The organism is Cerasicoccus frondis, assembly GCA_031296915.1.
GTDB classification, from domain to species: Bacteria; Verrucomicrobiota; Verrucomicrobiia; order Opitutales; family Cerasicoccaceae; genus Cerasicoccus; species Cerasicoccus frondis.
In genome coordinates this window covers 1-16,524 of the sequence record JAVDPC010000015.1, presented here as the reverse complement: position 1 = coordinate 16,524, position 16,524 = coordinate 1, and the positions used below count along the sequence as shown (strand labels likewise).

Here is a 16,524-nt window from a genome sequence, read left to right as displayed (position 1 = left end):
CGATCGCCTATCAGATAAGTATAGGCGCAGCAGCGCCTGCCTACGATTTCATGAGCGCAGTCAACTGCCCAAGGGCAATCATAGCCAGAAGATCCAGCCCTCCACGCACGATTAAACTTTGCGGAGCAAAGTAACGTACCCACGAAAGTTATTTCCGGCGGAAAACAATAAACGAGTTTCCTTCAATTCAGGATCTGCCGTTGTTCCATCTGAAAGCGATTTGGTAATTTCCCAGACGCCATCTAAGGGTAGCGAAATCTCTAAATCGCCTTCAGTTGCTCTCTCGTATTCATGCACGACAACCAACGCCTGCATCCCATCCCGACTAATCCGGCAAACACCGGTCCAACCCACTGGATCTCTCCAGCTTTTCGGCGTGCTGCCAAGATAGTGAGTTTTCCCGTCTTTGATGACTGGCGCGGCCTCACCGTATAGCGCCACTGCCTTGCGCACGACGGCCATTTGAGCTTCGCTTAAATCGTGAATCGGCCCCGACAGGCACATCCGCCCATAAAAAGTCGCCGTCAGGGAGTAGTTAAGACGCTCCGGGCTATCATCCGAGTAAAGCACTGCCCAGATTTGTGATTGACGAGGCGGTAAAAGGTAATGCAGCTGTCGAGCAATGATCGGTATGTTCGTTGCTTCGTGTGCATCCGAAAACGAGCTCATCGCGGTCAGCGCCATCATCGACGGCTCAAGGCGGTGTCCCCCCGAGGCACAGTTCTCAATGACTAGATCGTCAACGGCATCGCGGATTCGCCTGAAGCTTTTATATATCCCTTCGACTTGTTGACGACAGCCCTCACCGATGGAGTCCGAATGGTCACAACCGATCCCAATGCTGTCATTGTAGTCCACCTTCAAATAGCCGAAGCCATTTTCGCTCAAAAATCTTATCAGCTTTTGGTCGAGAAAATCGATTACCCATGGATCGTTCAGATTCCAAAAACGACGTGACCCGACGGTAAGCACGCGCCCATTTCGATGTAGCTGATGTGACGTCTGCGCAAAGGCATCGGAACCGGGATTACAAACTTCGAACTCAAACCAAACACCAGGAATAAATCCAAGCTCTCGAATCGCATCGCAAGTAACTTTGATGCCGTGAGGAAACTTTTCCGTATCCAGTATCCAGTCGCCATTAGATTGCATTGTCGCCTCCGGTGGTCGCTTCGCCCAACCATCATCGATAACAATGTATTTCACCCCGGAGCCCTGCAAACGCTTGGCCAAGGCAATGGTTTTATCATGGCTGGGCGCGCCCCAATTCGTGCACCACTCATTGAAGATGACTGGGAGCGCTTTCTCAGCATCCGAAGGTTCAGGCAGCAATGACTCCTGAAGCTGCACCAACCGATCCGTCAAATCAGTCAATTCTCCGGCGACACAGGCAACGTGCGCCTTAGGACTCACCAAACTATCACCTGGCCGCAACACTTTCATCCAGTGCCCGAACTCGTAATCTGCCAAGCCTCCCGAGATCGAGACTTTATCCGCTCGGCGGGTGACCTCCATTTGCCAAGACCCTGCCCAAGCCAATTGAGCCCCCCAAAGCACACCCGCAGTAGCATCCTCCAGCGCAACAAAGGGAAAATATTTACGAACCGGTTGCGTGCCGACTTGGCCGAAGCGCTCGTTGATCAGCATATTTCCCTGCCAGTTTCGGATCAGGTGAATGTCCTCCAGAAGCTCATCTGTATGCAAAGCCTCATTACTCCACCACGAACGAAACCGGTGTAAACGAAGCCTACCGGGAGCATCGTCTTGAGCAAATGGGGAAAGGTCCGAAATGACAAAACTAGTCAGATGCTCTAATTCAATTGGCTCACTCCCACAGTTTTTGACAGACGTCCACAAGCGCAGCGTTCCCTCTACCTTAGTTGACTCTATGTGCTGACAAACGCGCAGTCCGGATTCTGGGTTTTCCAACACGACGGTTAAACTTTCTCTGCTGGAATCGCTCGCAACAGTTTCGACTACCTCAAGGAGCTTTAAGCCATGTGTCGTTTTGCTATCCTGCATCGTGATCCCGGATAGAAATCCAAAATCCATAGCGTCCTGGGCAAGCTTTACCTGCACCACGCTATCCGGCTTTACCACGCCAGCATTGCTGCTTTTGCATTCAGGACGTCCGGTGATCTGAGTCCGCGACACGACGCGCTCCTCAAGCTTGCTCACTGGACAGAGCCTCAACTCACATCCACCAAAACCATTTGCGACCAACTCTAGCTGTAAGCCGTTCAATATTGAGACATAATCCTCCATAGCGATTGAGCGCATTAATTACTGGGACGCGGACCAAACATTTCGGCGAGACTTACGCGATTGGCGCTAAAGACTTTTCTTACTGCTTTCACCGAATGCTTTCTTATCCACCAAAGATACGTGCCCATCGACCATGCCATTATCCAGCGGGTTATCAATGCGAGCATCCAGATCTCGAAAGAGCTTGCGTATGTCGATGACGCCGCCGATTAAAAACCAAATCGTCGAAATCACGCCCAGTACGGCCGTGACAACCAAACTGGTTACGAAGAAATAATGGCTCCACCACTCCAACGGCCAAGGTGAGATAGCATTCCAAATCAGCACCCCGATAAAGCAGAATCCGAATTTATAAACGATGGCATAGCCAAAGACCGACCACGCAATGATCCGGTCGCCCAACGTATATTCTGGCGTAATCCCGATTAGTTTCTTAAGAGCGTTCCGCACGCTCCATTGAAACGGCTCCTTATATTCGTGCGCCACGTCGTACTCACCACGATGAAGTAAGCGATCTAGATTGAATGGTTCACGCTGGGTTAGCAATGAACCAACGACATAAGCTGCAATGCCTGAAATCATCGCCATAAAATACAGCTCATAAGAATTGATCGGAAACTTCACCGCGTCCATCTCCCAAACGATATATGGGTTTAATGGAGCAGAAACGGTTTCCAGAAAACTGCCAATGGGCATATGCCACTCATGCGACTCTAGCCAGGGATAGATAGTTTCAGCCCAATTACGCTGCAACACCAAACCAACTGCAGAGAAGCCAGATCCAAATATCAATGCGCCAAAGGCACCCACTGTATTGCCAAAACGACTATAAAGACCAAAGATCATGATAGGGCCAGCCCCTCCGAGCCATAGCGCCGTCATGATAACGGTGAACATCAGGATGTAATCAATCTGAACGAAGAAGATTGAAACTACGAAAAAGAATAGGGCTACCAATGCCGAGGTAACGCGAAGCACAAGCAAGTGTTGCTTCGGTGTGAATGGCGTCTTTCTGAAAGGCAGAATCACATCCTGCACAATGGTTGATGAGGCGTTAAACACACGTGAGTCGTCTGTTGAAATCAACAGCATCAACATGAGCAGGCAAAAAAGCCCCATCAGCCCAACCGGGAATATATTCCGCAGTGCAACCGGCAACATCATTTGATGGTAAAGCGTGCGAAATTTCTGAAATTCTAGATTCCCCTCTGGCGTGCCTCCTAGCGTCTTTTCCGCAATCTCGATGTAAGGGGTGTCTATATTGCGATCACGGGAGAGAGGCGCATCGTTACCAATGGCGTGGGTCGGAAGCGGGATTGCTGATAGCTCAACATTCAGTTGATTTCTTAATATTGGATCACTGACCGCCTCCATCGCTACTTTTTGAGTAAGCTCATTGCGTATCTCATGAGCTTCAGTGGCGAACTTCTGGTGTGTCATCACCGTGATAATCATCACTACAACCAACATCATCATGAGCCAGGCGTAGAGACTTCGCCATGTGCCAAGGATACCCGCCATCTTTTGCTCATGTGGCGTTCGACCACTGCCTGTGTTGTCATTGCCAATCCAGCTAGCCCGGTTAATGATGCTGCCCATGATCGTCACGAACAACGCAAAAATGTTAAAGTCACGGAGCTTTTCGATATCGAAAGGATTGATAAAACTCTCACCTTGTGCTCGATCCATCATGACTGGCCCAATCGTGTCATACCAACCAAAATGCAAAAATACATAGCCCGCAATAACGACAAAGATCGGATAACAGAGCAGACCTTGTATCGCATCCGATATCAGCAATGAAATTCGCCCTCCTGGCCAAATAACGATCATGCAAACGCACAGCGAAAGCCCAACCAGTAAACCAAAAGTAGGTAGGGCAATGCCGAAGATCGTAACACTGTGCGGCAAACCCAGAAAATAAATAAAGAAGTTAGCTGCTACCGCCGGACCAATTGCATTGGTCACCATTTCCGAAAGCGTTCGCAAGGTCGCAGCGACGATGCGTAGCGAGCGACTGTAGCGCATCTCCAAGAACTGGCCAATCGACAAAGATCTCGTTTCTCGAAAGCGATATACACAGTACCCAGTCAACCCCATGATGATTCCAACCGGAACAGTGAGGTACTCCCAGAAGGACAGCGCGTAGCCGACTTGGTATTTAGATTCAACCAGTGCGACAAGGGTGATTACACTGAGGCCTGCAGTGAGGTCGCCAGCTGACAGCACATAGCGGCCAGCCACACGACCAGCCGCTAAAAAGTCCACCACTCCGCGCACATACTTTCGGCTGTAAACGGCTAGACACAGCACCAGCAATACGGGGACAATCGCAATGATCCAATCTATCCAATGCATCGAAAATCAATCTCCTGAGACAACGAACAGCTATCTCTCCAGCCAGCCTCGGGCGGTAGAAAAGCTATCCAGCAATCATTGCTATCGACTTAAGCGGATTAACACCACATGCGCCGGAACAGCAAAGTGCGGCAAAAATATTTGCCCATCCTTTTCTTCGGTATGCGGCGAATATTTCTCACCCGTGTATAAATCGGTAACCTCGACTTTGATGCCCTCATAAGGAACCGCAATGTGCACGTTTGCGGCTCTCGCCGAACGGTCACCTACACGCTCCATAGACCATAGGGCAATAACTCGACTACCATCAGAATCCTTAAATTGATAAGAGCGAATACGATCTGGCGCTTCCAGAGTAGAACCCGACCACCAATGAATCGGCGCACCATCCAATCGAGGCTTTCCGATTTCGATGTCGTACTCCAAATCATCCGTAGCCGTGAATCCCGCAGTGGCTTTAGCCACACTTTGTATCGCAAAGTAAACAGGCTTCTTCTCCCCATCAGCAGTGATCATGCCGAAGTGATTTTCAGAGTTGGATTCCGCCTTCAACGGATCATCCTGGCCATAAAGATCATCCAAGAGCTCATAGTAGACGCTTACCGTCACGCCAACACCCATTCCTTCTAGAAAACGACGCTGTGCGTATATCGCCACTGCCTTGTCATTGAAGCCCCAGTAATTGCCACCCCAACGATTCGGGTCACCGTCCCAACGTTCGCGAAAGCTGCTGTAGCCCCATTCAGTGAGCCACATTTCATCCGGCCCATCGTGCTCCGCAGAAAACTCCATCTGCATCTCTACGAAAGAAGCAAACGATCCGTCTTCATCCGTTACACGCCGATTTCCGTTCTTAATAATCGTTTTCTCATTATCTTTATAAGGCACAATTTCAGGTACGACTCGGTAGCTGTATGGGTGAGCGGTAATGCCATCTACATTTTTAGACAGCCCAGCCTCCAACTGCCGGTAATTGATCGCAGGAAACGAACCTAACCCAATAACCTTTGCCTCAGGATTCACCGCCTTAATGGCGTCGGCTGCGGAATTGAGCATGACGCGATAACGTTCGACCCAAGTCTGAACCTCCAAAGTTCCATTCTTTAGCCCGTACCAATCGCCCCCTTTGGCCGTGCCTTCGCCATAATGTGACGCGTAATGGTGAAACGGTTCGTTTTGGACTTCAAACACGTCCACCTTCCCCTTCAATTCTTCTGCTAAGTAGGCGCAAAGCTTGGCATAACCTTCTGGATCAAAATGATCGCTGCCGTAGAAGTTGCTTCCACCTGCCACAGTCAGGATTATCTTGATGTCATTTTCATGCGCAAGGTTGATCCACTCCATGTCTTTCTCGCGCATTTGGTACTCGCCCTTTTTGCGTTCAATGTGAGACCAAAGCACCTCATCGCGGATCCACCCCACGCCGAGTTCGGCGACAAGCGGCATGTATTTTTCAGGATCCCAATGCTCCATCCCGCGCTTTCGAACAAAGTGCGTGCAGACACCCATGTGCTCATTTCTGATCTCGGGAACGGGACCAGACACTTCGGTTGCGGAGTTTACTGGAGAGCCCCCAAACGACAGCAGGGCGAAGAACGTAGTTACAAGATAAACAGGGGTTTTCATGCCCTTAGCCAAGCTTGGCTTTCTGTCTGCCGCAACCCGTAACAGCGTCAATAAAGGCGCCTAAGCTTGTCTGATTTGGTATCATCCCTTCCAAATCAAAGAGCAAATAAGCCACCCAATAAAACCCGATAAAATTCATCATTCGCAAGCTTGCTTCCGGTACTCCCCAGGCGTCATTCCTGTCACTTGCTTAAACCTGCGCGAGAAATAAAACAGACTGCCAAATCCGAGGTCATAACCAATCTCTTTAATCGATTTGTGACTCGACATTAGCTCATGACATGCCGCCTCAATCTGCTGACGAGACCGAAACGCAAACGGACTGACACCACATAATTTCTTAAATTTTTTTCGGTAAGCCTGCTCGCCCAATCCAAACGTGCGCGCCAAGGCCACGTAGTCAGGCTTCTGCTCGAGAGGCGCCTCCAGAAGTTGCTTTCTTGCCTGGTTAGCCCACTCAACTTCCTCATTCATTACGTTGGATTGCCAAGTCGCGCACATCGCGGCAATCAGGTTAATCATGCGTCCAGCATCAGCCAAATTAGGCTCCGACACAGTCCGCGAAGCTAACGGAAAAAGGACGTCATAGAATCGCTCCAACCACTGGGAAATTTCCGCGTCGCTTCCTGATGAAACCAAATGCCTCACTGGCTCATTTGGATCCAGTAAACCAACGCCTACCCACGCATCAAATACTGGCCCCACGAACTCCACATTGATCTCATTCCACGACTTACCCTTCAGCGGCTCATAAGCATGTGGCCGCCCAGGAAACAAACAGAGCAAATCACCTTTTTGAACCGGCATCTCTCGCTTGGTGGACTCATCGACAAACGTGCCGCCACCTTCCGTGATGAACACCAACGAATAGCACTGTAAGTCCCGCCGGACACCAGCCTCAACCTGGCCTCGCATCGCCCAACTATTGTGGATCTGCGCCGCCCGCCCTACGTAGCCGGATGGAATAACGTCGAAGGTCTCGAAAATCAGCCAATAGTCCCGCGGCGGCAACCCCCACATACCAGATTGTGCGGTATATTTACCACCATGTTTAAGGCTGAGTTCTTTCAGTATACTCACAATTAGACGATCCTTATACCAAGCGCTATACACATGCTGATGCTTTAAGCATGAAGTGCAATTTAAAACTCCTTTCGCTCTATGCTTAGTCCATTCAAGAAGGCCCAAGAAGCCGAGTCCCCATCAACAGAGATCGCCCCGCCCCCAGGTCGCATCATTGACCACGCCTATGTAAAGGAGGGACAATACATCGGTTCGCCCAGCATCGCGAAACTAGATAACAACGTGTATATCGCGAGCCATGATTTTTTCGGACCACAAACGAAGGAGCACGAAGCAGCGACGACTGTAATTTTTCGCAGCGAGGACGCCGGCGTCAATTGGTCAAAAATCGCAACCATTACACCCGCATTTTGGTCCAGCTTACTCCTGCATAATGGCGCACTATACCTGTTTGGCCCAACGCATCATCACGGCCATTTAGTCATTCGACGCAGTGACGATGGCGGTTATACATGGACTAATCCGACGAACACCACCAATGGCCTGCTCACTCCCTTTGGACAATATCACACCGCTCCTACCGCATTCGCGATTAGCAATGGCCGGATCTGGCGCGCTGTTGAAGACGCAACTGGCAGTACGCGCTGGGGTGAGCGCTACAACCCGATCATGATGTCCGCTCCCCTCGGCTCAAACCTGCTCCGCCGAGACAGCTGGCACTTCACACCAGTGCTCAGACACTCGCCTCATTGGCTCGACGGAAACTTCGGAGGATGGCTTGAAGGCAACGCCGTCGTGATGCCCAACGACAACATCGGCAATGTATTGCGCGTAGACTATAACAATGCTGGAAAAGCCGCCATCGTAACACTCGATGCCGATGGAAATGCCTTACAGTTCAATCCAGAAGAAGACCTCATCGACCTCCCAGGCGGCGCCACGAAATTCACTATTCGCCATGATGCCCAAAGCAATAAGTACTGGACACTATGCAATGCCGTTCCACCAATACACAGCGACTGCGAAAAGCAAACGTTCCGTCGCAACACACTGGCTCTGGCTTGCTCTAAGGATGTCCGCAAATGGGAAATCCGCTACGTTGCACTTTATCACCCGGACCCATCCCGCCACGGGTTCCAATACGTAGATTGGCTGTTTGAAGACGACGATATCATCGCCGTCAGTCGAACAGCGTGGGACGACGATCAGGGCGGCGCGCAAAACCAACACGACGCCAACTACCTGACTTTTCATCGCATCGAAAACTTTCGATCATTGAAGCTCACCGATTCAGAACAGAATCCTTTCCAATAACACGGCCTACAATGTTAGAGCAGTTTCAGTTTTAATTGCCTCCTCAAGTGGGGTGAGAATGAATTCAACACAAGGCGGAGGCAATTGAGCGGGCAGGCAGTCCGTAACTGAGTCTCCAACACTGCGGCCTCATCGGCCAAGTTAGATGAAATGTGTTTAGCCGCCTCGCGCAACCAAGCGCGAGGCGGCTATAAAGAGAGTGCCTTTGCCCTCTACATCGGGCTTATCAGGTGAAGGATTGATTCGATTCAACTCATCTGAGCTAGATTAAGCTTTGCGATGCAAAGTTTAATCTTCTTCGACCGTAATCATATAGAACGCAGCTCCCGTGTCGTCGATGGAGAACGTGGCGCGGTAAGTCACAATCTCAAACTCGCCGTCCACCATCGATGAAACTTGCTGCACGTTCGATCCTCCATTGGCTAGACCAGCGAGGTCGGGGGCCGCCTTGGGCGAAACGTTGAGACCGGTATCGCCACGACGACGCCGCACTTGAAAGGTCAAGTATTCTTTGTCGTTGCCAAGTCCAAGTTGACTGCCTGTTTGCATGGAGCTCGTCGGACGCACGCCAGAGCCGAAGACGAAATCCAAGCCGTCTGGCTGACCATTGCCATTAAGGTCGCCGCCAAGGGTGAAATCGCTGCCTGGGGGCAAGTTGTACTCAGCCCAATCGGCAAAGCTGCTCGATGGCACAGGCGCATCAGGGATCGTCACGCTGACTTCACTACTCTCCACAAAGTTGCCGTCCTTGTCGTAGACAACGACCTTGTAGAGACCCGAGTCACCCGCTCCGAGGGCGTCTGTTTCGAGTTGGTTAGAAAACTCCCCATCGACGAGGACGCCATCGTGATACCACTCATAAGACAGGCCCGATCCAGTCGCAGCAACGACCAAACGACCAGGCTGGCCAAGGCGCTCCACCACGCTTTGCGGCTGCTTGACAATGGTCAATGGCAGCGACGGCCCGGTATCCTCCGGAATCTGATAGTAGGCGATGCCGTTGGTGCTTTGACCATCGAACAAGGTAAATTGTCCACCGATCACAAAACCATCGGACAGTCGCTGAATCCCCTGTATCGAGCCCAGGTAGTAAGTGCCATTCGAACCGGCGCCGAAGTTAACGGGCAACACACTGCCATCTTCTGTACTCAGAGCCACGGCGCCAGTGCCCCCAACGACCAAGGTGCGGTCACCCACATAGGCCATATGGGCAAAGGTATCACTACCCGGAGCCCAGGAGCCAGCAAAGGTGGTGTCGATCACGCCATTGGCGTCAAACTTCAGGATCACGCCATTTGCAACGTCTACGCCATTAACCTGCGTTACGCCATAGCACAACGCGAAGATATTGTCATCATCATCGGTTACAAGTTCATAACAACGAACAGAGGAAGGTCCAGCCATGATCGGCTCAGCGAAGTTCGCATTGTCACGCGAGCCGTCGGCATTAATCCGGATCAGCTTCAAGTTGCCCCCATGGATCCCAGCCAAGATGACTTTACCATTGCTAAGCATCGCGCCGCAATGAGGCGTCATATTGCCGATCTGGGAATTGGTTCTGCTGGTAAAGCTAGTATTGTGCGTGAGCGTGTCGGTATTGATTTCTGCGATGCCGGCACGCGCAAAGTAACCATTGAATTGATACATGTTGCCGATCACCACCATGCGTGAACCGTAGGGAAGCAATGTGTACTCCAGCTGGCGGTAGTAGCTGCTGAAGGTTTGCACGAGATTTCCATTGGCGTCGTAAACCGCGACACCAGGAGTTGGGAACTGATAATCGCCGCCCGTGTAGATACGGCCCTCGTTGTCGAAAGCCACTTCCTCCACGGTGGCAGCCCCACGCGGGCTGTATTCAATCTGTCTGCCCACATAAGTATCGTCCAGGGTGCCGTCGGCATTTAGGCGCATGAGGCTAGACGTGCGTGGAAACTCCGTGATCGAGAATCTGCCCCCAACGATCAACTTGTCGCCCTGCTCGGCAAAGGCGTACATGGTGTCCGACCCGGGCGCAAACGGCGAAGCGCTGGGCGTGTTCGCCATAAAGCTGGTGTTCAACGTCGGCCCCACGGCAGCGCTGATGCTCAAGGCGGCGGGCAAGCTTTCCCGTGGGCCAATGGCGTTCGTCGCCACCACTGTGTAGATCCCAGCACTGGCCGTGGACAGTTCACTTAAAGAAAGCGCACTATCTGTTTCGCCGGGCAAAATAACACCGTCTTTATACCACTGGAAGGTCGCTGTCTCGTCGTCGACCTCCGAAATGAAGGTATAGCTCCCGCCGTCAGACGCGGTGGCGGACTGCGGCTGCATGGTGAAGACTGCCAAGGGCTCTACAGTGACAGTGGCCACATCAGATATAGCCCCACCATCTGAACCAATGACGATCAAACGGTAATCACCAGCCTGATCGGCGCGAATTCCGTTAAAGGATATCGAAGCCGTGTCTGCTCTAGACACATTCAGGATGTTAGCCACCGGCACGCCGTCTTTTATCCAGACATATGCCGCATTGGCGCCGTTGCTCACCGTCGCCGTCAACGTTACTTGATCGAGCTCGTCCGCAGCTACGCCTGCGGGTTCCGCTGTGATGACCGGCAGAGCATAAGAGCCACCCAAATCGACGGTAAACACCGAGGCGTCATCGCCTGTAAGAATGCCCAGCGGGCCAGACTGAGCGGCGCTCACTAAGCGAACATTCGGCCCAAAAGCCTTCGGAACCCAGCTATGACCGTCGGTCGACAAGATCACGCGATTATCTTCCAGAGAACCATAAAAAATATCGCCGAGGAAATTCATGGTCCGAATGTCTGGAGACACGACTCCCTCGGTGTAGCGAGCAGAGGTCAGTGAATCCAGCGACTCACCGTATGCGTAGTAGCCACTACTAAAGCCCATAACCCAGAGGCCATTGCCATAGTCAGCGGCGTGAGCCTGCTGATTGCTCAGATTACGCCCCTGAAAGGTTTCACCATTATCCAGCGAGATGTTGTAAGTCGGGCCATTGCCGTAGCTGATCAGCTCACCACCGCCGCCACGCTTGGCTTCTCCACCGAAGGTTGAGAGCCCCTCGGCCCAGTCCCAATGAATGCCATCAGTAGAAACGAGGCCATTTTTATAAAAGACCTCTCCGTTGTAAACCACTGCGCCGTAAGAAACAAATAACGGGTCGACCGCCACAATGGCGTCAAACCAATCAATGCCGTCCACGGAGTAAATTAGCTTATCGTTAGCGCGGTCATAGGCGGCGAAAATGCCATTGCCGTACCCAATGCCATCCAACATCAATCCAGTATCCGTGAAGCTTTCCCCATCGGTTGAAAGATAGGTGTTGTAGCCGGTCGACTGAAAAAGGAAGACGCCATTGCCAGCAACGACCTCGTAGCTTTGTGTGCTGCCCAGTGAATTCGTTGAAGTGTAATCCCAAGTAGCGCCGCCATCAGTGGAATGAAAAGGCTCTTCGCCCACGGCCACGACCGTGGAACCATTAACGGCCATCGCACTGATGTCGCCCCCTGGGCCCGTGCTGGCAGTCCACGCGACGCCATCCGTCGACGTGTGAAAGCTGTTGTACCAACTCGCTACGAACTTTGAGCCGTCAAACACCATCGCACGCGGGTAGGACGCTGGTAGCGATGAAGTGATTCGCGAAAAAGTCACCCCATCGGTTGAAATAGCCAAGCCCCCAGAAGACGCCGCCAACACAACGCCATTACCAGCAACCATTGAAACCGGTGTGCCGCCAATGTTGACGCCCGCAGTTGGGCCAGTGAAATCACGGCCATTGGTGGACGAATAGTAAACCGTGTTGGCGGAGTTCCCAGCCTGCGTCGTAGCCACGACCAGCTTACCGTTGATCACCTCCATTCTGGAATACCCCCCATAATAGGTGTGAAAAGGAGTTTCCTGAGTCCAACTAACGCCATCAGCCGAGCTGATGTACGCGTATTGAAGGTTGACCGCCCAAAATCGACCATTGAAGAAAACAACCTCCACAATGTTCTGCTGTGCCAGCCCCGGAATGCCCGAGCTGCGTAGCGTCCAAGTTTCCAGATCCGACGAAGTAGCCACCACATTACCGTCGCCGACGATAACATACACACCGTTGCCATAAGCAATACGGGTAAACTCACCCGAGAGGCCGATAGCGCGTGACTCCCAATTCTGACCATCCGTGGACACTGCAATGGATTGGTTCGTCAACGCGACAAACTGAGAACCATCGTAGATCAGGTCTGAGGCGTCGGCAAAATAGTTCAGCGGGTTGGTCTGCGTCAGCACGTCATCCAGTGATTCGCTGGAAAAAACTGCGGCCGACTTCTCGCCTTCCAGGCGATAGCTCAGCGTGTTGTCCGAGCCAGTCGCGACAAAGGAAAAGTTTCCATCGATCGAGGCCGTGGTGAACCCAAAATCATTTGCGTCGAACGTGATGTCGCCCGTTTCGCTGACCATACCCGTCAAGTCACCGGACAAGTCCGAGAAGTTGCCATCGCTATCAATGGAAAGGAAAATCCGCCCGACGGCGGTTTCATTTATATAGAGCAATCCGAGTAAATCAGCGGCATACGGATGCGCGGCGTTAAGGGTTAGGATAGAAAAGAAAAGAGGCAAAAGTAGTGACTTAAGCCCCGCAAGCAGATGGAAACGCATAGCTTAAGACCCTAGCATATAAACACTAGTTATCAAGACTATAACATCATAAACATAGGGTATGAGCCCCTCAGCTAGCACCATAGCACTCATACACCGGAGCAACAGGCCATTGACTAAAGCTCCTCTAATACACGGTTTGAAAAGGCGTTAGCTGAGTGATCTTTAAGCATTGGCCGCAAATGATCGCAACAAGCGGCTGTGAATTCGGTAGCGCCGCTTAGGGCATTTTTACTGCATAAAAAGTTCGCCCATATTTAACTCGTTGGTAGAAAGGGCCGTAGTATTTTCTGCTCATGCGCATCGGCCTAGTCAACGACATGAATCTCGCCTTGGAGTGTTTACGCCGGGTGGTGGAATCCAACGGTGACCACACCGTGGCGTGGACTGCTGAAAACGGACAGCAGGCCGTGGACTACTGCGAAGCAGATACACCCGACCTAGTGCTGATGGACCTCGTGATGCCGGTAATGAACGGCGCCGAGGCGACACGAGAAATCATGGCCCGCAGTCCAGTGCCCATTTTAGTCGTGACTGCCTCCATGGGCGCCAACGGTGAGTTAGTCTACGAGGCCATGGGGCATGGCGCACTCGACGCCACGGTCACCCCCACCCTAGGAGCTGGAGGCAACCTGGATGGGGCACAGCCCTTGCTGGAGAAAATCCAACGCATCGGCCTCATTGCCGGCAAAACACAACCCAACTACTGCACTGGCCTCACTCGTCCAGCCTTCCCGATGCCCAGCGTAACCGGGCTGGAAAAACCGCCATTTCTGGCCATTGGCTCCTCCACAGGGGGGCCACAAGCGTTGGCCACCGTGCTGGCCAACCTCGACGAGGACTTTCCAGGCATCGTGGGCATTGTGCAGCACGTAGACCCACAATTTGCGCCTGGTATGGCCGAATGGCTCAACGCCCGCTGCAAGCTGCCCGTCCAGCTCGCCCAACATGGGATGCGCCCTCAACCTGGCAACGTCTACATGGCCGGACACGACGCCCACATGCGCGTTCGGACCGGAGGCGTATTCGAATTTACAATCGAGCCCACGCACCTCGTTAACCGTCCATCAGTGGATGTCTTCTTCAAGAGCCTGGCTTCTCATTGGCCCAAGCCTGGCGTGGCGATGATCCTCACTGGCATGGGTCGTGACGGCGCCGAAGGCCTGAAAACACTGCGTGAACGTGGTTGGCGCACCATCGCCCAGAATCAGGAATCCTGTGTTGTCTACGGTATGCCCAAAGCCGCCGTCGAGTTAGGCGCCGCTCATGAAACGCTATCCATCGAGATGATCGGTCCCGCCGCTCTCAGCCGCTTGTCGCAAATGGCGGGCGGCGAATAGTCAGAAAATCTCATTCGAGCAGCTCCCCCCTAAGGAGCGCTCTCCGTTACGTCCACGCGGACGAATTGTGGCTCTTCCTCGTCCATTTCTGGCAGTTGGTAGGTGACCCATTCGAGATCAGCATTAATCGACTCGCGCGGGGGCACTTCAGTCACTCCATCTGAAGACCAGGAACCAGCCAGAAGCGTGGCGGAAATTTCCACCGCATAATTCAAATAAGGATCACTGCTCGCCTTACGCTGACGCAGACGCAGTTGCAGACCTGCGGGCATGTCGCTCAATTCAGTTGGGTTGATCATCATTTCCCCCTCTGTAGGATCGAGGCCAAAAGCGTATTCGAGCAGGTTGATAAACTGGTCGCCATCGGGGTTGGCATTCTCGCCCCACACGATGTCTTCAGTGGCCGGATCCAGGTCGCCAAACGCTTCCCACGCCCAGTCATCGATCAGTGAAGGAGCAAGGGGCGCGGCCTGGTAATCCGAAAGCACCACGGTGGAGCCATTCAGCGCCACCGCAAACGAGCCGACGCCATCTGCCGTTAACACACGACCGGTCGGAAGTATATTGGTGAAAGACCCCGTGTAGGTGGAGCTGTCGCCCGCTTCAACGATGGTAAACGTGTCGGTGGACAGAATCGTCGACTCAAAGCCGTCAATCAGCGTAATACTCAATTCCCCATCCAAGGTTAGGTCGCCGTCGGAGTAATCCAGCACATCATACTCGGAGCCGCTCACTGTGCCCGCGAGCTCGATCGCCAACTCCGCAGTATCGGTAAATTCCATACCACCTAAGACAGATAATAATCCCGGCGAAGCGCCAGGCGCCAGAATACCCTCGTTAACCAGGACCAAATCCTCGCCGCCCAGGTAGCCGGTTCCGCCAATGGTGTGGCCCTCCGCATTAGTCAATGAGCTGACCACCCCGGAAGCCCCCTGCAATTGCCCATCGGACAACAATAAGGCCCCACTGCCTTGCAAGGAAACCACACCGCTTGCAGTCGCATAATAGGGATATGCGCCGAGGTCCTCAACAGTCAGCGTGCCATAGTTGGTAATATCGCCTTTGATTTGTGGTGAAAAACCGAAATCGATCTCGTCACTAGAAGATTGCAAACGGACATCGCCATGAACGGTGACGCCATTGATCGCAGCTCCAGTCACGATGATTTGGCCGCTAAAATCAGCACTTAATCCACCGCCAAGCACTTCCCCATACGAGATGTAAGTCTGGCTACCAGAATCGATTGCATTAATCCAGCCGCCCGTGTTGTCCAATACTCCGGAAGCCTGAATATACAACGCGCTGCCATTGGTCGAACTGATGCTACCGGTGTTCGTCGAACCTGCTGCCATTAGATCCAAATACAGCTCACCAAATTGATTTGAAAGGATTAAGCCAGCGTTGTGCAAAACAAAGTTTGAACTGCCACCGCCCAAGCCGCCGCTGCCCATGATGATGTGGCCGCTGGCGTTCGTCAGCGTGTTCGACCCCGAGTCCACCGCGCTGGAGAGCACCGCGCCGAGTAGCTCCAGCGTCCCGCTCCCAGTCAACGTCGCGCTGCCGTCAACCCCGGCCTTGCCAAAATAGCTGCTAGTCTGCTCCACGTAGATAAAAGCGTTGTTCGTGATCGTGTTGCTCAGCTTCGGCGTCGTGACGCTATACTCGTCTTCGCCCCGGATACGCAGCAACGTCTCGCCGTCGTTCGTCACGTTGCTCAGCGTGCCGTTCGTCACGACCACTCTGCCGCTGTCGCTCGTGCTCAGGCTGCCACCGTCGACGATCCCGTATTCCACGATCGTCTCGCTGCCTCCGCCACTCGAGGCAAGCATGCCGCCGGTGTTGTCCAGGATCCCATCGCCATAAAGCGACGCTACCCCGCCGTTGCTCGACTGGAGCGTGCCGCTGTTGACCCAACCGTCCTGAAAAGACAGGTAAAGCCCCTCGCTGCTAA

The 16,524-nt window shown here is 52.8% G+C and carries 8 protein-coding genes; 2 read left to right on the top strand and 6 right to left on the bottom strand.

Annotated features, from left to right (window positions below):
* Positions 1-111 precede the first annotated feature (111 nt).
* From RBB63_RS12545 to RBB63_RS12530, 4 genes are all read right to left on the bottom strand, one after another.
* Positions 112-2,178 carry an alpha-galactosidase gene (locus RBB63_RS12545; RefSeq protein ID WP_309384723.1) on the bottom strand — a complete coding sequence of 689 codons (2,067 nt, stop codon included), beginning with the start codon at positions 2,176-2,178 and terminating at the stop codon, positions 112-114.
* A gap of 153 nt (positions 2,179-2,331) precedes the next feature.
* Positions 2,332-4,623, bottom strand: coding sequence for a sodium:solute symporter family transporter (locus RBB63_RS12540; RefSeq protein ID WP_309384722.1), 2,292 nt, complete (start codon positions 4,621-4,623; stop codon positions 2,332-2,334).
* Positions 4,624-4,704: 81 nt separating this feature from the next.
* Positions 4,705-6,249: a glycoside hydrolase family 5 protein gene (locus RBB63_RS12535; RefSeq protein WP_309384720.1), complete on the bottom strand. Its 1,545-nt coding sequence runs from the start codon at positions 6,247-6,249 to the stop codon at positions 4,705-4,707.
* A gap of 138 nt (positions 6,250-6,387) precedes the next feature.
* On the bottom strand, positions 6,388-7,329 hold the full coding sequence (locus RBB63_RS12530) for an AraC family transcriptional regulator (protein ID WP_309384718.1): 942 nt from the start codon (positions 7,327-7,329) through the stop codon (positions 6,388-6,390).
* Positions 7,330-7,410: 81 nt separating this feature from the next.
* Here RBB63_RS12530 and RBB63_RS12525 point away from each other — a divergent pair, with 81 nt between their 5' ends.
* A complete protein-coding gene (locus RBB63_RS12525) occupies positions 7,411-8,586 on the top strand; it encodes a beta propeller repeat protein (protein WP_309384716.1) in 1,176 nt (391 codons plus the stop codon).
* A gap of 288 nt (positions 8,587-8,874) precedes the next feature.
* Here RBB63_RS12525 and RBB63_RS12520 read toward each other — a convergent pair whose 3' ends face one another.
* Positions 8,875-13,128, bottom strand: coding sequence for a hypothetical protein (locus RBB63_RS12520; protein ID WP_309384714.1), 4,254 nt, complete (start codon positions 13,126-13,128; stop codon positions 8,875-8,877).
* A 401-nt stretch (positions 13,129-13,529) separates the two neighbouring features.
* Here RBB63_RS12520 and cheB point away from each other — a divergent pair, with 401 nt between their 5' ends.
* Positions 13,530-14,573: a chemotaxis response regulator protein-glutamate methylesterase gene (cheB, locus tag RBB63_RS12515; RefSeq protein WP_309384712.1), complete on the top strand. Its 1,044-nt coding sequence runs from the start codon at positions 13,530-13,532 to the stop codon at positions 14,571-14,573.
* A 29-nt stretch (positions 14,574-14,602) separates the two neighbouring features.
* Here cheB and RBB63_RS12510 read toward each other — a convergent pair.
* Positions 14,603-16,524 (bottom strand): autotransporter outer membrane beta-barrel domain-containing protein (locus RBB63_RS12510; protein ID WP_309384710.1); only part of this gene is annotated, 1,922 nt, incomplete at its 5' end.

Excerpts from the sequence above, each read along its gene's own strand:
- cheB (WP_309384712.1), top strand. The coding sequence starts at position 13,530 with ATGCGCATCGGCCTAGTCAACGACATGAATCTCGCCTTGGAGTGTTTA.
- RBB63_RS12540 (WP_309384722.1), bottom strand. The coding sequence starts at position 4,623 with ATGCATTGGATAGATTGGATCATTGCGATTGTCCCCGTATTGCTGGTG.
- RBB63_RS12525 (WP_309384716.1), top strand. The coding sequence starts at position 7,411 with ATGCTTAGTCCATTCAAGAAGGCCCAAGAAGCCGAGTCCCCATCAACA.
- RBB63_RS12535 (WP_309384720.1), bottom strand. The coding sequence starts at position 6,249 with ATGAAAACCCCTGTTTATCTTGTAACTACGTTCTTCGCCCTGCTGTCG.